The sequence below is a fragment of the Streptomyces sp. CNQ085 genome (genome assembly GCF_022614595.1).
Lineage (GTDB): Bacteria > Actinomycetota > Actinomycetes > Streptomycetales > Streptomycetaceae > Streptomyces.
In genome coordinates this window covers 19,497-34,615 of record NZ_JAJFAU010000003.1, presented here as the reverse complement: position 1 = coordinate 34,615, position 15,119 = coordinate 19,497, and the positions used below count along the sequence as shown (strand labels likewise).

At 72.5% G+C, this 15,119-nt stretch carries 18 protein-coding genes and 3 pseudogenes; 12 read left to right on the top strand and 9 right to left on the bottom strand.

The genetic code is table 11. The features are described 5' to 3' along the window. Nucleotides 1-65: 65 nt before the first annotated feature. The 4 genes from LJ221_RS01350 to LJ221_RS01335 form a co-directional block, all read right to left on the bottom strand. Nucleotides 66-272, bottom strand: a complete 207-nt coding sequence (locus LJ221_RS01350) for a hypothetical protein (RefSeq protein WP_241712964.1) — start codon at nucleotides 270-272, stop codon at nucleotides 66-68. A gap of 144 nt (nucleotides 273-416) precedes the next feature. Further along, complete coding sequence (locus LJ221_RS01345; RefSeq protein WP_241712962.1) at nucleotides 417-1,409, bottom strand: magnesium and cobalt transport protein CorA; 993 nt, start codon at nucleotides 1,407-1,409, stop codon at nucleotides 417-419. Nucleotide 1,410: 1 nt separating this feature from the next. Then, nucleotides 1,411-3,741, bottom strand: a complete 2,331-nt coding sequence (locus LJ221_RS01340; RefSeq protein WP_241712961.1) for a family 2 encapsulin nanocompartment cargo protein terpene cyclase — start codon at nucleotides 3,739-3,741, stop codon at nucleotides 1,411-1,413. Between the two features lie 37 nt (nucleotides 3,742-3,778). Next, nucleotides 3,779-5,185 carry a family 2B encapsulin nanocompartment shell protein gene (locus LJ221_RS01335; RefSeq protein ID WP_241712960.1) on the bottom strand — a complete coding sequence of 469 codons (1,407 nt, stop codon included), beginning with the start codon at nucleotides 5,183-5,185 and terminating at the stop codon, nucleotides 3,779-3,781. A 302-nt stretch (nucleotides 5,186-5,487) separates the two neighbouring features. On the opposite strand from LJ221_RS01335, the pseudogene LJ221_RS01330 reads away from it, so the two are divergent. Next, a pseudogene (locus LJ221_RS01330) lies at nucleotides 5,488-5,841 on the top strand (spore photoproduct lyase family protein); the annotation flags it as partial. Between the two features lie 38 nt (nucleotides 5,842-5,879). Here LJ221_RS01330 and LJ221_RS23830 read toward each other — a convergent pair. Next, nucleotides 5,880-5,963 (bottom strand): annotated as a pseudogene (locus LJ221_RS23830) (hypothetical protein); the annotation flags it as partial. An 862-nt stretch (nucleotides 5,964-6,825) separates the two neighbouring features. Here LJ221_RS23830 and LJ221_RS23570 point away from each other — a divergent pair. From LJ221_RS23570 to LJ221_RS01285, 9 genes are all read left to right on the top strand, one after another. Then, the gene (locus LJ221_RS23570) at nucleotides 6,826-7,593 is read left to right on the top strand and encodes an aldo/keto reductase (protein WP_241712959.1); all 768 of its coding nucleotides are present in this window, start codon (nucleotides 6,826-6,828) and stop codon (nucleotides 7,591-7,593) included. Between the two features lie 20 nt (nucleotides 7,594-7,613). Next, the gene (locus LJ221_RS01320) at nucleotides 7,614-7,817 is read left to right on the top strand and encodes an aldo/keto reductase (RefSeq protein ID WP_241712957.1); all 204 of its coding nucleotides are present in this window, start codon (nucleotides 7,614-7,616) and stop codon (nucleotides 7,815-7,817) included. Nucleotides 7,818-8,141: 324 nt separating this feature from the next. Next, a complete protein-coding gene (locus LJ221_RS01315; protein ID WP_241712955.1) occupies nucleotides 8,142-8,366 on the top strand; it encodes a hypothetical protein in 225 nt (74 codons plus the stop codon). A gap of 105 nt (nucleotides 8,367-8,471) precedes the next feature. After that, nucleotides 8,472-9,362, top strand: a complete 891-nt coding sequence (locus LJ221_RS01310) for a universal stress protein (protein ID WP_241712954.1) — start codon at nucleotides 8,472-8,474, stop codon at nucleotides 9,360-9,362. Nucleotides 9,363-9,477: 115 nt separating this feature from the next. After that, nucleotides 9,478-9,864, top strand: coding sequence for a CBS domain-containing protein (locus LJ221_RS01305; protein ID WP_241712952.1), 387 nt, complete (start codon nucleotides 9,478-9,480; stop codon nucleotides 9,862-9,864). 67 nt (nucleotides 9,865-9,931) lie between these two features. Then, nucleotides 9,932-10,465 carry a 2'-5' RNA ligase family protein gene (locus tag LJ221_RS01300; protein ID WP_241712951.1) on the top strand — a complete coding sequence of 178 codons (534 nt, stop codon included), beginning with the start codon at nucleotides 9,932-9,934 and terminating at the stop codon, nucleotides 10,463-10,465. A 147-nt stretch (nucleotides 10,466-10,612) separates the two neighbouring features. After that, nucleotides 10,613-10,834 carry a hypothetical protein gene (locus LJ221_RS01295; protein WP_241712950.1) on the top strand — a complete coding sequence of 74 codons (222 nt, stop codon included), beginning with the start codon at nucleotides 10,613-10,615 and terminating at the stop codon, nucleotides 10,832-10,834. 136 nt (nucleotides 10,835-10,970) lie between these two features. Next, complete coding sequence (locus LJ221_RS01290) at nucleotides 10,971-11,204, top strand: DUF2945 domain-containing protein (RefSeq protein WP_241712949.1); 234 nt, start codon at nucleotides 10,971-10,973, stop codon at nucleotides 11,202-11,204. Further along, nucleotides 11,197-11,541, top strand: coding sequence for a DUF3140 domain-containing protein (locus tag LJ221_RS01285; protein WP_241712948.1), 345 nt, complete (start codon nucleotides 11,197-11,199; stop codon nucleotides 11,539-11,541). Before LJ221_RS01290 ends, LJ221_RS01285 begins: the two co-directional genes overlap by 8 nt. Nucleotides 11,542-11,609: 68 nt before the next feature. Here LJ221_RS01285 and LJ221_RS01280 read toward each other — a convergent pair whose 3' ends face one another. Continuing rightward, the gene (locus tag LJ221_RS01280; RefSeq protein ID WP_241712947.1) at nucleotides 11,610-12,839 is read right to left on the bottom strand and encodes an MFS transporter; all 1,230 of its coding nucleotides are present in this window, start codon (nucleotides 12,837-12,839) and stop codon (nucleotides 11,610-11,612) included. Nucleotides 12,840-12,913: 74 nt separating this feature from the next. On the opposite strand from LJ221_RS01280, the gene LJ221_RS01275 reads away from it, so the two are divergent. Continuing rightward, nucleotides 12,914-13,672 (top strand): DeoR/GlpR family DNA-binding transcription regulator, encoded by a 759-nt coding sequence (locus LJ221_RS01275; protein WP_241712946.1) that lies wholly within the window; start codon nucleotides 12,914-12,916, stop codon nucleotides 13,670-13,672. A gap of 51 nt (nucleotides 13,673-13,723) precedes the next feature. On the opposite strand, the gene LJ221_RS01270 is transcribed toward LJ221_RS01275, so the two are convergent. From LJ221_RS01270 to LJ221_RS23825, 3 genes and pseudogenes are all read right to left on the bottom strand, one after another. Next, entirely contained in the window at nucleotides 13,724-14,161 is a 438-nt protein-coding gene (locus LJ221_RS01270) for an SRPBCC family protein (protein ID WP_241712945.1), read from the bottom strand. A gap of 107 nt (nucleotides 14,162-14,268) precedes the next feature. Next, on the bottom strand, nucleotides 14,269-14,409 hold the full coding sequence (locus LJ221_RS01265; RefSeq protein ID WP_241712944.1) for a hypothetical protein: 141 nt from the start codon (nucleotides 14,407-14,409) through the stop codon (nucleotides 14,269-14,271). Between the two features lie 71 nt (nucleotides 14,410-14,480). Beyond that, nucleotides 14,481-14,720 (bottom strand): annotated as a pseudogene (locus LJ221_RS23825) (SDR family oxidoreductase); the annotation flags it as partial. Here LJ221_RS23825 and LJ221_RS01260 point away from each other — a divergent pair. Next, on the top strand, nucleotides 14,710-15,084 hold the full coding sequence (locus LJ221_RS01260) for a hypothetical protein (protein ID WP_241712942.1): 375 nt from the start codon (nucleotides 14,710-14,712) through the stop codon (nucleotides 15,082-15,084). The pseudogene LJ221_RS23825 and the gene LJ221_RS01260 overlap by 11 nt on opposite strands. Nucleotides 15,085-15,119 lie beyond the last annotated feature (35 nt).

Below are 15,119 nucleotides of genomic sequence, written 5' to 3'. Positions count from 1 at the left end.
GCCTGGCGCTCGTACCGGGACGGAGGGCAGGCCGGGCATGGCTCCGGTCCTGTGGTGCCCGGAACTCACGCGGCGCGCCGGTCCTCCTCGGGAGCGGCGGAGCGGGCCGGCTCGTGCGCCGGGAGATCCGGTACGGCCCGCAGACGGCGCTCGCGGGACGGCTCGGCCACGGGCTCCTGGAAGGCTTCACCCAGCATGCGTTCCTCATACCGTCCGAGGGCGAGCATCACGCACAGCAGCAGAGGGGGTATGACGAAGGCTGTGACAGCCACGGAGACTCCTTTGAGCGGGGAAGGACTTGCCTCTGTTCCGCGTTGCCTCCCTGACCTGGCGGAAACCCCCGAAAGGCCCCCTTCGGGACATTCGAGGGGCGTACCGCCCGCGATCCTGTCACGGCAGTCGGCCCCGGCCGGCCGTCACAGCCACCCGTTGCGGCGGAAGGCCCGGTACAGCAGTCCCGCGGAGGCGGCCATCGCGCCCATGACCAGCGGATAGCCGAACTCCCAGCCCAGTTCCGGCATGTGCTCGAAGTTCATGCCGTACAGACCGGCGACCATGGTGGGGATCGCGAGCATCGCCGCCCATGCCGAGATGCGGCGCATGTCGTCGTTCTGCCAGGTGCCCACCCTGGCCAGGTGGGCGTCGAGCGCGGAGTTGAGCAACTCGTCCAGGGACCGGATCTCGGTGTCGGTGCGGTGCAGGTGGTCGGCCACGTCACGGAAGTACGGCAACGCCTCCTGCGGCCACTGCGGCCAGGGCCCGGCGGCGAACTCCCGCACCACCGGGACCAGGGGACGGACGGCGTCGCGGAACTCCAGGACCTCCCGCTTGAGCGAGTAGATCTCCTCGGTGAGGTCGTCCCGGGTGGAGGAGAAGACGCGGCGCTCCAGCCGGACGAGGTCGGTGCGCACCTTGCTCGCGGCGTCGCTGTAAGCGTCCACCACCACGTCCAGGACGGCGTGCAGGACCGCGGCGGGGCCGAAGCTCAGCATCACCGGGTCCGCGGCCAGCCGACGGGCGGCCTCCGCGGCCGGGTCGGCCGGCCCGTGCCGGACGGTCATCACGAAGCGGGGGCCGAGGAAGACCATCACCTCCCCCGTCTCCACCTCCGACTCCTCCTCGACGTACCACAGCGTCCTCAGCGCCACCGCCAGCACATCGTCGTACCGCTCCCCCTTGGGAAGCTGGCGCGCGTGGACCGCGTCCTCCACGGCCAGCGGGTGCATCCCCAGCTCGGCCGTCAGCTCGGCCACCTCACGCTCGGAGGGAGAGTCCAGGCGCACCCAGCCGAACTCTCCCCCGCCCAGCTCCCGCAGGCGCTTGAGCACTGTCCGTCCCGCCTCGGCGGGCCGCTCGCAGTCGACCCGCCGGGCCGTTCCGTCCTCTTCCCGGTAAATCACGCACTCCATGTCACACGGATGCTTCACCTGCCCGGTTCCATGCCTGGCCGCCGAACGATCCCGGCAACCACACCGCCTCACGGTCTCCCCCGAAGGCCGTCATGAGACGGGCGGTCGCGGTGCCCAGGCCGGTGGGCCCGTGAGGGACTCCCGACGGCCCTCCCACCGGACGGCGCAGCTCGGACTCCGTGTAACGGCGACATCCCCGGTGCCAGATGAGGATGCCCGCCATCCAGTGCTGGAGTTCCCGCGCGTAACCGACGAGTGCGGCGCGAGTCTCCGCTCCGAGGGCCAGTTCCTCGAACATCCGGGGCAGCTCGGCGGAGACCACGCGTTCGAACTCGCGCATCCGGGAGTCCGCGAGATCCCCGACGATCTTCAGGGCCTCGGCGGTACCGCAGTCGAAGAAGTTGCGCACGACGAACACACAATTGTGGATCTCGCCCTCGAACTCGATCTCCTTCCGGTAGGAGAACAGATCGTTGAGCAGGCCCGCGTAATCACCCGCCGCGTGTTCCATCGCCTGCACCGGACGGGTCCGGTAGATCTCGGCCGGCACCGTCCTGCCGTGGGACAGCCGGGAGAGGCTCATCGTGAACTCCGCGCCGAAGGTCTTCCGCCGCATCTCCACGTAGTCGACCGGGTCCGGAACGCGGTGCGCCGCCTGGTTGGCGAGTTCCCACAGCCAGCTGCCGGTCATGTCCTCGATGGTGGCGCGGAAGGCGCGACGCGCGTCCACGGCCATCGGGCCCGTCGTGCGGGCCCACAGGTCCGCCAGGCCCCGCTCCAGCGCGTTCACCGGCGCCGGGACGTCACCGGAGTCCACCGGCATGAAGGAAGACAGGCGCGCGGTACACACCCTGGCGCCCGCCATGTCGCCGGTACGTCCGAAGACGACCGGGTAGTAGTCGTCGCCATAGGTGCCCCAGGTGAGCCAGCCCGTGGTCAGGTCCAGCTGCGCGGGCGAGGCGTCGGGGTGGATCCCGGCCGAGCAGAGGGCGAAGTCGAAGGCTCGCAGCTTGTGCTCGTCCCAGATACCGGAAGAGGGGAGGCCGGGCACGGCATCCAGCATCCCCATCCGGTGCGCCCAGCCCACGACGTTCTCCCGGGAGGCGTCCAGATGAGGACTGAGCCGGGTGGTGTACGGCATGCGCAGCTCCGGGATCCGCACCGGCCCGACCTTCTCGTACGGGGGGTACGCATGGCTTCTGAGCCTGGCCGGCAGGGTGGCCGCCACCGAGGCGGCGATGCGGGCCGCCGAGGTACCCAGGCCGGTGGGCCCTGTCGGGAGTCCCGCCACCCCGCCGGGCACGGAAGGAACACGCTCAGCGGGCGGGCCGTCGTTCATGTAGCGGCTGGAGCGCGTGTGCCATTCGTGGCCGCCCGCCTGCCAGTCCTGAAGCCCCTTGACGTACGCGAGCGCGTCGGCGCAGGAGGCGGGGTCCAGACCGTGTTCGGCGAACAACGGCGGCAGTTCGGTGAGGGCGGTGTGCTCGAACTGGTGGAGCCGGGAGGTGATCAGGTCGTTGACGGCGTCGGCGGCCTGCTGGGTCCCACAGCCCAGGAATGTCTCGAAGACCAGCACCCCGTTGGAGAGTTCACCCTCGTCCTCGACCTCCCGCTGGTAGGAGAAGAGGTCGTTGCGCAGGTGCACGGCGTCGGAGAAGGCGTCCTTGAGCACCCTCATCGGACGGCTCGCCGCGATCACCTCCGGTACCTCCGCGCCCGCGGCGAACTCCACCAGACCGGCGGACCAGGGAGCGCCACCGACCTTTCGGCGCATCTCGATGTACTCCAGGGGGTTGGCGATCCGGCCGTCGCTGATGTTGGCCAGCTCCCACATGCTCTCCTCGAGCAGGTGCCGGGTGGCCTCGGCGAACCGGCGGCGCCAGCCGTCCGACATGGCCGGGACCGTACGACCCCACAGATCGGCCAGCCCCCGCTCCACCGCGTTCTCCGGCACGGCGGACGGCGCGCTCCCCCTCCCGTCGACCGGCCCCGCCGGCATGAAGGCCAACAGCCGTTCCAGATACTCCCGGGCCCCCACGGTGTCACGGTCGCGCTTGAAGCTCTCCAGGAAGTGGTCGTCGAAGAAGAACACCCAGACGTACCAGTCCGTCACCGTGGCCAGCCGCTCGGCGGGCGCATCCGGGTGGGTGTAGGAGCACAGCAGGGCGTAGTCGTGCGAGTCGTAGTCGTCCTCGTCCCAGATCCCGGAGCCCTCGACCATCCCCATCCGCCGGGCCCATTCCTTGGAGTGGGCCCGGGCGGACTCCAGATGGGGGTTCAGCCGCGCCGGATACGGCTCGTAGAAGTCCGGCAGTTCGAAGGGCCGCGGCATGCGCGCCTCACTCTCCTCGTGTCGTCCGGGACCGCCCTCACTCCCCTTCGCGGGCGATCTCGACGTTCTCCAGGACGCCGAGCGCGTCCGGCACCAGGACCGCGGCCGAGTAGTAGGCCGTGACGAGGTAGGAGATGATCGCCTTCTCGTTGATGCCCATGAACCTCACCGACAGGCCGGGCTCGTACTCGTCGGGGATCCCCGTCTGGTGCAGGCCGACGACACCCTGGTCATCCTCTCCGGTACGCATGACGATGACGGAGCTGGTGCGCTCCCTGGTGATGGGGATCTTGTTGCACGGCAGGATCGGTACGCCCCGCCAGGCCGGAACGTGGTTGCCCATCAGGTCGACGTGGTCGGGGTAGAGACCTCGGGCGTTCATCTCGCGGCCGATGGCGGCGATGGTGCGCGGGTGGGCCAGGAGGAACTTCGAGCCACGGCGGCGGCTGAGCAGCTCGTCCAGGTCGTCCGGGGTGGGCGGCCCGGAGTGGGTCTGGATCCGCTGGCTGTACTCGGCGTTGTGCAGCAGGCCGAACTCGGGGTTGTTGATCAGCTCGTGCTCCTGCCGCTCGCGCAGCGCCTCGATGGTGAGCCGCAGCTGCTGCTCGGTCTGGTTCATCGGTTTGTTGTAGAGGTCCGCCACGCGGGTATGGACCCGCAGCACGGTCTGGGCGACGCTGAGCTCGTACTCGCGCGGGTTGAGTTCGTAGTCCACGAACGTGCCGGGCAGTTCGAGCTCCCCGCTGTGGCCGGACGCCACGGCGACCTCGGCCTCGCCCCGTTCGTTCTGCCGCTGCCGGGGAAGGGCCGCGAACTGCGCGACGTGGTCCCGCAGGGCGGGTGAGCTCTCCATGACGGAGGTGAACTCCCGCCTCTCCAGGGTGAGGAGGGTGCCGCCGGTGACGGCCTTGGCGGTGTACTCCCAGACCGCCTCGTCCTCGAGCAGACTCTGCTCTCCGAACTTGTCGCCGTCGCCGAGCACACCCAGACGGGTGGGCTCGCCGTACGGGCCGCTGCCGGTCTTCTGCACCTTGCCGTGCGCGATCAGATAGATGTGGTCGGCAGAGCCGCCTTCCTCCACGAGCACCTCGCCGGCCTCGAAATCGCGCTGGACGAAGCGGTTGGCCAGGGCCGTCAGCACATCCACGTCGTCGAAGCCGCGCAGTACCGCGAGCTCGCCCAGCTCTCGCGGGATGACCTGGACCCGCGAACCGGTCTTCACGAACTCGACGCGGCCGTCGCCGACGGTGTAGGTCAGACGGCGGTTGACGCGGTAGACACCGCCCTCGGTCTGCACCCAGGGGAGCACCCGGAGAAGCCAGCGGGAGGTGATCCCCTGCATCTGGGGAACGGACTTGGTGGTGGTGGCGAGGTTCCGCGCGGCGGCCGTGCCGAGGCTGAGGCGCTGGTCCTGCTGCGCTTCACCGGCTGCTTCTACCGACATCGGGCATGTCTCCTTCGGGCGGCGTGCGGGGGCACGGCATACTTCGAGGACCCGGCTCCCGTGCATCGGGACGTGGGCCCTCGGCGGTTAACCCGCACGCTAGGTGGATCATGAGGGTGGGGGCCATGGCTGTCCGCCCCTTCCCACACCATCGGGTGATCTTGGTCAATAAATGTTTAACGATCTTGAATCTACGCCGGTCGTCTCACCCGGCCCGGCTTCCCGGTCCGCTGTCGGTGCCCTCTCCTGGAATCAGTGGTGCGCCACCGGTCACCGCGAGCCGACCGGAGTCCCCGTGCACCAACCCCGACCCGCTCTCGTACGACCCGCGCGGCAGGACCAGGATCCGCTTCTCCCTGACGCCGGCCGAGGACTCGCGGCTGCTGGACATCCGCACCAGCCCGGTCGCCGAGCGGATCCTCGCCGCGGGTGACTTCCTGGAGGCCGGGTACGAGGTGTACTTCAGCCTCTCGCCGATTGCCGTGCGCCCGGGCTGGGAGGGAGCGTGGGCCGGCCTGCCGCGGGGGCTCGACGACGTCCTGCCACCGGCGGTCAAGGCCCCGGCCGCGGTGATCATGCTGACCCACAACCGGGATCCGCGCGAGGTGAGGCTGGACTGGCATCCGCGGGCCGAGGAGGTGATGTGTCGACCGGAGCGGCGCTCGCGCAGTACGGTCACCGCGTGCCACAGCCGCTCCACCGGGTCCGGCGGAACGGGCAGCGCCCGGTCGGCCGCGGCCGGCACCCGCCCGGCGCAGTTCAGGTTCCGGACCACCATGCCGGGTGTGAAGCCGAAGAACGCCGAAGAACGCCGAAGAACACGGCCGTGACCGGTTCCCGGCCCGGTCTCCCCCAGCGGCGCGGCTCGTCCGGCGAAGTAGCCGCGTCAGAAGCCGCGCAGCCCCGCGTCCTCGAAGGCCCCCGGGCCTCCGGCGCGAAGCAGGTCACCGCGTGAACCGGTTCGATCAGGCCCCATAGCGCGCGTGCGGGGTGCGACGGTTCCTCCATGCCCTCTTCCCTCCCCTGCGCGGGTCACCGGGGGGATTCCCGCCGCGCGGCCGGTTCATCCGGCGCCGGAGCGCCCCGTTCCGCCGCTCCCGGAAGGGATACCGACTCGATGCCGCGGCCGCCCGTCATGGGCGCCTGTCCTGGACGATACGGCCGCACTCGCGTGATCCGGCGTCTGGTCAGGCCACATGATCGTGGCTACGCTCCTGCGTGGTCACCGCGGCCCCTTCCGCCCGGGCTCCGCCCCGGGCATCCAGCCGAACACCCGCGGGAGACGAGGAGCCGGCGGGCACCGGAGCGTTCCCGGTTCAACGCGCGTCGACCGGTGCCGGGGAGGCTGTGTGAGGCGAGACGACGGCAGGAGCGAGGTGAGGGGCGGAAGAATCCTGGACGAGGACCCTTCTCCGATCCCCCGGGTTCTCTGCCGACGGTGCGCCGGTGACGCCCAGCATCCCGGAAGCGGACATGTGTCCCCGCCCTTCCGGGGGCTCCGGGGGAACGGATGCCCATCGCGCCGTCGGCTCCCGGCGGATGCCTCCGTGCCTTCCCGCCGAACCGCCGTTTCCGTCGTCCGTCCGGGCGCGGCGCGCAGACACGGGAAGACAGCGGGAGAACGAACCGAAAGGACGACAGTGCGCTACCGAAGCGTGGGCCGGCTCGGCTGGGATGTCAGCGAACTCGGCTACGGTGTACGGGGTGCCGGAAGCGGTTCCGGGGACCTCGCCGCCCGAAGTCACGAGACGGCACCGGGCTGCCTGGACCTGGCGGTCGACCTCGGCTGCACCTTCTTCGACACCGCCTGGGCCCACGACCGCGGCGCCGGCGAGCGGATGCTGGGCGACCTGCTGCGCAGGCACCCCGACCGCCGGCTGTACGTCGCCACCGAGGTGCCGCCGCTGAACCGGCGCCGGCTGTCGCGCCCGGGCGACGCCCTCGACGACGTCTTCCCGCCCGACCACGTCCGCGAGTACGTCCACCGCAGCCTGGAGAACCTCGGTACCGACCACATCGACCTGCTGCAGTTCCACGTCTGGGAGGACCGGTGGAGCGACGACGAACGCTGGCAGCAGGTGATCCGCGACCTCAGGGCGGAGGGCGTGATCGAGGGATTCGGCATCAATGCCGGCCCCTGGGAGCCGGAGAACTGCCTGCGGGCGATCGACACCGGCTTGGTCGATGTCGTCCAGGTCGCCTACAACATCTTCGAGCAGGCTCCCGAGGACGAGCTGTTCGAGCGCGCCCTGCTCGACGACATCGGCATCATCGTCCGCGTCCCCTTCGACGGGGGCAGCCTGGCCGGGGGCCCGTCCGCGGCACCGTGTTCTCCGAGGACGGCCGGCAGGCGGGCGGCGTCGGGCCCGGGCGGCCGGGGCCGGCGGACGGGCGCGTCGAGCGGCTGAGGAAGGTGCTGCCCGAGGGCATGACACTGCCCGAGCTGTCGCTGCGCTTCATCCTCCACCACCCGGCCGTCAGCACCATCGTCCCCACCATGCGCAGACCGGAGCACGTACACGCCAACCTGACCGTCTCCGACGGCCGGAGGCTGGACCGCGCTCTGCTCGACGAGCTGCGCGGCCACCGCTGGAACCGCCGGCCGGCCAAGGGGGCGACGCCGCCTCCGTGACCGTGCGGGTCGTCTCCCGCCGGCTTCATCCGCGGACCGCCGGACACGGCGACACGGCCGGGGCCTGCCCGGAACTTGCCCCGGGGCCTGCGGCCGGGCGAGCGTGCCGTGTGGCGCCCGCACCGGCGCGACAGGTCTGCGTCGGCCGGATGCGCCGGTCGAGCACGGCGGCGAACGCCGCCCACAGCGGACAGGGCGCCAGGGCTCGCCCGGAGCCCCCGCCCGCGGGCGGGGGCAGACTGGAGGGGGAGGACCCGAAGGAGGCGGTCGCCGACCACCGGCCTCCGGGCGGTTCTCGGAGTCCGACGGACGAAAGGCGCCGACATGACCGCGAACAGCCCGTACGAGCAGCCCTCGGGCCACGCCCCGCAGAGTTCGCAGGAGGCCCGGGTGCGGACGCTGGAGACGCAGGTGCAGGCACTGGCCGAGGCCGTCCGAGCACTCTCCCGGGGGTTGGAACAGCCTCCCTCCCAGGACACCCGGCTGCCCGAGGAAGCGGCTCGCGGGGCCCGGCTCGCGCACGAGATCCTCCTGGCCCAGGACCTGTAGACGACACCTGCCGGCCGTTCGTGGCCCGCCCCGCCCAACGGGTGCGAACGACGGGGCGCCGACGGGCCGGGCGGCGGAAGGCGGAAGAGTGCCCCGGAGGTGGCCATGACGAGTTCACAGGTACGTCGGCCGATCGTGGTGGGCGTGGATCCCGACCCCTCCCGGCGGTCGGCCCTCGCCTGGGCCGCGGACGAGGCCGCCCGGCGAAGACTGCCGCTGCGCGTGGTGCACGCCCAGGGCGTGCCAACCGGCGGCTACTGGTCCTCGGAGCTGCGGCCGTCGTGGGAGCGGTGGAATGAGGCGCTGCACGAGGCCGGCGAGCGGGTCCTCGGGGACGCGGTCGCCTTCACCAAGGAGCGGCAGCCGCGGGTGGAGGTCTCCTGGCTGCTGGCGGAGGGGCATCCCGCCCGGGTGATGCGCGAGGAGACGCGGAACGCGGCGATGGCCGTGGTGAGTTCCTGGCACCTGTCCTCCGCGCGGGAGCTGTTCGGTTCCGCCGCGGTGGGGCTGCCGCTCACCGCCCACGCCCCGTGCCCGGTGGTGGTCCTGCGGGAGCCGGAGCGCGTCACCCGGCAGCGGCCGTACCTCGTGGTGGGTGTCGACGGCAGTCCGTACTCCGCCGCGGCCGTCGACTTCGCCTTCCAGGAGGCCTCGCTGCGCGGTGCGGCGCTGCGAGCCGTGCACGTGTGGCATCCGTCGTCGCCGGGCTCCCTGGACGAGGAGGCGGCGGAGCAGGAGGCCCGTCGACTGCTGTCGGAGTCGGTCGCGGGCCGCACCGCCGCGTATCCGGAGGTGGATCTGCGCCACGAGTTCGTACGGGGACATCCGGTACAGGCTCTGGCCGAGACATCCGAGCAGGCCCTCGGCCTGGTCGTGGGTTCCCATGGGCGCGGGGGCTTCACCGGGATGCTGCTGGGCTCGGTGAGCCAGGGCGTGCTTCACCACGCCCGCTGCCCGGTCTTCACCGTCCCCGCCGCGGACGGGCGCACCTCCTGACGCGGCGCCCGGGGCCTCTCCGGCAGGCCGGTCCCACCGCGTTCGCCGGACCGGCCGGGCCCACGGACGCGGTGAATCCATCGCATTCACCGCGTCTCGATCCGAGGAGGCCGCCATGACCACTGCCCGGGACATCATGCACACCGGTGCGGAGTGCGTCGGGGAGCACGAGACGCCGGACGCCGCGGCACGGCGCATGCGCGACCTCGATGTGGGAGCGCTGCCGACATGCGGCGACGACGACAAACTGCGCGGGATCGTCACCGACCGCGACATCGTGGTGAAATGCCTGGCCACGGGAGGCGATCCGAGCAGGATGACCGCCGGCGCGGATGCCCAGAAGGTGCCGGACACCATGGAGAAGCACCAGGTCCGCCGGGTGCCGATCACCGGCGGGGAGAAACAGTTGGCCGGTATGGTCAGCGAAGCCGATCTGGCGCGCAGTCCCCCCGAGGCCGAGGTCGGCCGGTTCCTCGAGGCCGTGGTGACCGAGCGGCTGTGACCGCCCCGCCCGCGGGTTCGGCGGCGGCCGGTGCCGAACGGACGGGCCGCGCCGTACGCTGGCCCGTGTGCGCACCGTGGAGCTGCTGCCGGACGCCACCACCGACCTGGCCGTGCGCCGGGCGTGGCGGCACCTGGCCGCGGCGGGGATGCCCAGCCAGGAGGCGCACACCCACCCGACCAACCGCCCCCACCTCACCCTGGCCACCGCCGACGCGCTTCCCGGCGCGACGCGCGAGGACGTGGCGGCGGCGCTGGGTGACCTGCCGGTGGGGCTGTGCCTGGACGGACTGCTGCGCTTCACCGGGCGTACGTACGTCCTCGCCTGGGCCGTGCGACCGGATCCGGAGCTGCTGCGGCTGCACACAGCGGTCTGGCGGGCGCTGACCGGCTTGCCCGGGACCGGTGGGACGAATCCGCTGCACGCCCCCGGCCGGTGGGTCCCGCACATCACTCTCGGGCGCAGTCGCCGCCCGGCCTGGAGCCTGACGGACGGGGAGCTGCTGCCCGCCGGAGTGCGGGGCCCGGTGCGGGGCCGCCTGACCGGTGCCCGCAGCTACGACTCGGCCACCCGGACCACCGAGGCCCTCCTCGTCCCGTAGGGGCGGGTGTGCCCGGTTCCGGCCGCCCGCCTACCGGTCCGCCGTCCGCCCCCCGGATCACCGGGGCGGTCGGCACGGAGCGGTTCGGCACAGAACGGACACACTCGGCGAAGGCTGCCGCACCGCGTCCGCGGGTAGGTTCCGCCCATGACTGATGTCGTGGACGCAGACGAACTCCTCCGCCGTATCCGGGTCGCACGCGACTGGGCCGCCGAGCGGGAGGCCGGAACGGCCGGGGGCGGGTACCCGTCCGGCGCGGACGCGGGCTCCGGCCCTCCGGCGGACGGCATCGACCGTGTCGTCTTCTCGGCGGTTCGCGAGGTGCTGGACGAGATCATCAACCCGGGGACGCATTCCCGCCGACGGTAGGCCCCACGGGCCCGGCGGGGCGCAGCGGCCGTCCGGCTCCGCGACTCCGCGACTCCGCGGTGGCGCAATACCGCCGCACCGATACGATGGGGGCGAACCGGGCTTTTCATCCGCCCACTCCTCGCAGGAGGGGAAGATGACGAAGAAGAACAGGAAGTTCCGCAAAGGGGACAGGGTTTCCTGGAAGAGCCACGGAGGCGAGGCCGTCGGCAGGGTCGAGGAGGAGATCACCTCCCGCACCGAGGCCGGCGGGCGTACCGTGGACGCCTCCCCCGACGCCCCCCAGTACCAGGTACGCAGCGAGAAGTCCGGCGGCCGGGCGGTCCACCGCCCCGACGCCCTCCGCGAGAAGGGCTCCGGGGATGACTGAGGGCCGCGCGGACCGCGACGAAACCGTCGCCGAGTTCGGGAAGCTGGTCAATCTCACGCCCAAGCAGCTCCAGGACTGGCTGGGGCGGGAGGAGTCCAGGGCCGCCGGGCAGCACCGGGACGGTGGCGAGAGTACGGGCCACGCCTCGGGCCGCCGCATCGTCGAACTGCTGCGGACCTCGAAGTCCGACCTCAGCGACGACGACGTGGCCCACATGCGCAAGGTCAGCGGTTACATCAAGCGGCACCTGGCCCAGCGGCCTTCCGGCGACGTCACCGACACCACCTGGCGGCACTCCCTGATGAACTGGGGGCACGACCCCCTCAAGGACGGCTGACGCCCGCAGCGCCGCCGGAAAAGGCGCGGGTCGCCTCCTCCGGGCAGCCCGTGCCGTCGGCCGCCCCGTCAGCCGGCCGCCCCGGCGACCTCCGCCCGCTCTCCGGCGGGTTCCCCTCGCCCGGCGCCTTCGCGGGGCTCGGCCCGCAGGATCCCGGCGGCCCCGGCCGCCAGGGCGCACAGGGCCACGGGCAGCAGGAAGGTGACGTTCAGCGGTACGAGATGGGTGAGCGGCCCGATGACGGCCGGCCCGGCCAGCATGCCGAGGTAACCGAGCCCCGCCACACGTGAGACGTTGGCCCCGGCGGCTTCCGGGTCGGTGTGGCCCGCGGCGCTGAAGAGCTGGGGAACGCAGCCGGACAGTCCCAGGCCGAAGACCGTCCAGCCCGCCAGGGCCAGGGGGGCCCAGGGCGAGACCACCACCGCCGACAGGCCGAGCGAGGCCAGAAGAGTGCCGTAGCGGACGATCGCGACCGGACCGAACCGCGCGGCCACCCGGTCGGTGAGCAGGCGTCCGACGGTCATGGCGGTGGCGAAGGCCCCGTAGGCGAGGGCCGCCGTGGCGGCGGGCGCGCCCAGGACCTCCCGCAGGGCGAGCACGCTCCAGTCGTTGGCGACGCCCTCGGCGAGCATCAGCATCAGCGCGAGGACGGCCAGCGCCCAGATCCGTGCGGGCGTTCCGCGCCGCGCCCCGGCGGACGCCTTCCGTCCCTCCGCGGCAGGGTCTCCCGGCCCGGCGAGCTCGGGGCGCAGCAGTGCGGGAGCGGCCAGGACGGCGACCAGGAGCCCGGCCGCGCCCATCCCGACGAGGGTCGCGGCGGCGTCCCAGCCCCAGCTGAGGGTCCGGGCACCGACCAGGGCCGCGAGCGCCCCTCCGACGGAGAAGACCGCGTGGAAGGCGGACATGACAGGCCGCCGGTAGCAGCGCTCCACCTGGATGGCGTGGGTGTTCATGGCGACGTCCAGACAGCCGGTGCCGAAGCCGAACACCAGCAGCGCCGCGCCCAGTGTCCGGGCCTCCTCGGCCAGCCCGGGCAGCACCAGGGACACGCTGCACAGCACCGCGCTCACCGGCACCACCACGCGGGCGCCGAAACGATCGGCCAGCGGTCCGGTCAGCCGCATGCCCGCGAAGGCTCCGCCGCCGAGCAGGAGCAGCAGCCAGCCCAGAACGGCGTGGCTGATCCCCGCGCGGTCCTCCACCACCGGGATGTGGACGACCCACGTGCCCATCAGGAAGCCGTTGAGGCCGAAGTAGGCGAAGGTGGCCAGCCGTGCGAGCCGCAGCGTCCTCTCCATGTTCCAGAAGTTAACAAACAAAACTACTGTTCGAAAGATTGAATTTCACACATCTTCCATGTTCAATTTCCGGCGTGGCGAGCGCGGAACGACTGAGACGGATCACCGAGGCCGTACGCGAGGCCGGGCAGTTGAGCGTGGCGGAGCTGGCCGGGCTCACCGGCGCCTCGGAGATGACCGTCCGGCGCGATCTGGAGGTCCTGGCGGACCAGGGGGTTCTGGAACGCTATCGAGGCGGGGCCAGGAGCCTGCTGCTGCGCGGTGAGGAGCCGCCGTTCGTGCTGCGGGAGCTGGAGCGGTCGGACGCCAAGCGACGGATCGCCGCCGAGGCGGCCTCCTTGATCACCGATGGCGAGTCGGTCGTCCTCGACAGCGGCACGACCTGCCTGGAGGTGGCCCGTGCCCTGGCCGACCGCCGGCTGACCGTCATGCCGCTGTCCCTGCACGCCGCCAACGTCCTCACCGACGCCCCCCGGTTGAAGCTGCTGCTGCCCGGCGGGGAGCCGCGCCCGGGTGAGCTGGCGCTGACCGGCCCGCTGGCCGAGGCATCCCTGGCCACGCTGCGCTTCGACACCGCCGTCATCGGCTGCTGCGGCCTGAACGCTGCGGACGGACTGACCGCGTACGACCTGGCCGACGCCGCCGTCAAACGTGCCGCGATCACCTCGGCCCGCCGGGTGGTCGCGGTCGCCGACGCGGCCAAGTTCTCCCGCACCGCCCTCGCCTTCGTCGCGCCGGTCTCGGCTCTCGACGCGGTGGTGACGGAGGAGGGCGCCCCCGGTGACCAGACCGGCGCGCTGACCGCGGCCGGCGTGACCGTGCGTGAGGTGTGAGCCGGCCCGCCCCGGCCAGGACGCCCGCGGAACCGGCCGGGGGCGCGGCGGTCACCGCTCCCTCAGCAGCCCCGTCACCACCCTGTCGAACAGCAGTCGGGCCGCCCACGCCGTCGGCGGGTCCAGCAGGCGCGGCAGCCCCCGCATCCGTACTTCCTCGCGCCAGACGGCCAGCGAGCCCCCACCGGCGGGGACCACCTCCGCCTCGGCCCAGCCGAGCACGACCCTCCCCCGCTTCTCCACCCGGCAGCGGCCGGGACGGCCGGCGGCCGGCGGCTCCCAGCGCACGACCTCCATGGGGTCGTCGAACCCGGCCCGTCCGGTGCCCGTGCGTGCTGTGAAACGCGTGCCGACGCGCGTGGGGGGCGCGGTGGTGACCGTGATCGCGGTGAACGGGACGTGGCGGGCGTGGTTCTCCCAGGTGGTCAGCCTGCGCCACGCCTCCGCTGCCGGGAGGTGGGTGCGGCGTTCGATCCGGATGAGGGGCATACCGCGACGGTAGGCACCGCGCACCCGCACGTCCGGCCGACCCGCCGGGCAACGCCTCGTGTGACGCCCGCCGGCCGGGATCCGAGTCCCGGCCGGCGGGCGCCGGGTCACTCGGCCGGGGTGACCGTTCCGTAGAGGCCGTCGCGGCGGCGGTGGAGCGGGGCACCGCGCTCGGTGGCTGTGTCGACGGGGAACACGAACGGCAGACCGGTCGCCTCCAGCCGCCACACCTCCTTCTCGGCCCCCATCCGGGGCACCGGCCGTCCCGCTGACCCCCGGCAGGACGGCCGACAGGAAGCGCTCGGACAGCCGCGAGCCGCGGTTCGGTGGCGAAGTCGTGCGTGAGGTCCGTGTGCGGCCGGCCGGGGGCTGTCGCGTTGACGCGTACGCCCTCGGAAGCCCACTCGGCGGCGAGGGAGTGGGTCAGCGTGATGACGGCGGCCTCGGCCGGCTGCGCGTAGGTGGCGGTGCGCGTCTGACAGCGGAGACCGAAGTCGGCGGGGTCCTTCAGCGGCGCCTTCACACCGTGGATGTTGACGCCGCCGGGAATGGCGAGCATCTCCGGCGGGATGGCACCCAGCCCCTTGCGGGGGGCGTACTCCCGCTCGGCGCGGGCGTTCGCCGCGGCCGTGGTCGGCGGCCGCACCCGGAACGAGGCCCTGGTTCTGGGCGTCATGATGAACTGCCGCGGTCTGACCGAGTTCGTCATGCTCAACCTGGGTGTGGAGCCGGGCGTACTCGGTCCCGACCTCTTCGCCGTGTTCGTGTTCATGGCGCCGGTGACCACCGCCGTGACCGGTCCCCTCCCGCGCCGTACGCTCCGCACCGGCGGCGCCGCCGACGGAAGGAAGTGCGGGGAGGAGGACGGGGCCGGTACGCTCCCCGCCCCGGCGCCCGTGGCGGGTGCCGGGGCGGACCACTGATCCGGGCGGGACGCCGGGACGCGCCGACGTCCCGC

Bases quoted from the DNA above. Each gene is read 5' to 3' on its own strand.
- LJ221_RS01305 (WP_241712952.1), top strand. From the start codon at position 9,478: ATGACCACTGCCCGGGACATCATGCACACCGGTGCGGAGTGCGTCGGG.
- LJ221_RS01345 (WP_241712962.1), bottom strand. From the start codon at position 1,409: ATGGAGTGCGTGATTTACCGGGAAGAGGACGGAACGGCCCGGCGGGTC.
- LJ221_RS01260 (WP_241712942.1), top strand. From the start codon at position 14,710: ATGGCGAGCATCTCCGGCGGGATGGCACCCAGCCCCTTGCGGGGGGCG.
- LJ221_RS01315 (WP_241712955.1), top strand. From the start codon at position 8,142: ATGACCGCGAACAGCCCGTACGAGCAGCCCTCGGGCCACGCCCCGCAG.
- LJ221_RS01310 (WP_241712954.1), top strand. From the start codon at position 8,472: ATGACGAGTTCACAGGTACGTCGGCCGATCGTGGTGGGCGTGGATCCC.
- LJ221_RS01290 (WP_241712949.1), top strand. From the start codon at position 10,971: ATGACGAAGAAGAACAGGAAGTTCCGCAAAGGGGACAGGGTTTCCTGG.
- LJ221_RS01265 (WP_241712944.1), bottom strand. From the start codon at position 14,409: ATGGGGGCCGAGAAGGAGGTGTGGCGGCTGGAGGCGACCGGTCTGCCG.
- LJ221_RS01285 (WP_241712948.1), top strand. From the start codon at position 11,197: ATGACTGAGGGCCGCGCGGACCGCGACGAAACCGTCGCCGAGTTCGGG.
- LJ221_RS01335 (WP_241712960.1), bottom strand. From the start codon at position 5,185: ATGTCGGTAGAAGCAGCCGGTGAAGCGCAGCAGGACCAGCGCCTCAGC.
- LJ221_RS01270 (WP_241712945.1), bottom strand. From the start codon at position 14,161: ATGCCCCTCATCCGGATCGAACGCCGCACCCACCTCCCGGCAGCGGAG.
- LJ221_RS01295 (WP_241712950.1), top strand. From the start codon at position 10,613: ATGACTGATGTCGTGGACGCAGACGAACTCCTCCGCCGTATCCGGGTC.
- LJ221_RS01280 (WP_241712947.1), bottom strand. From the start codon at position 12,839: ATGGAGAGGACGCTGCGGCTCGCACGGCTGGCCACCTTCGCCTACTTC.
- LJ221_RS01320 (WP_241712957.1), top strand. From the start codon at position 7,614: ATGACACTGCCCGAGCTGTCGCTGCGCTTCATCCTCCACCACCCGGCC.
- LJ221_RS01340 (WP_241712961.1), bottom strand. From the start codon at position 3,741: ATGCCGCGGCCCTTCGAACTGCCGGACTTCTACGAGCCGTATCCGGCG.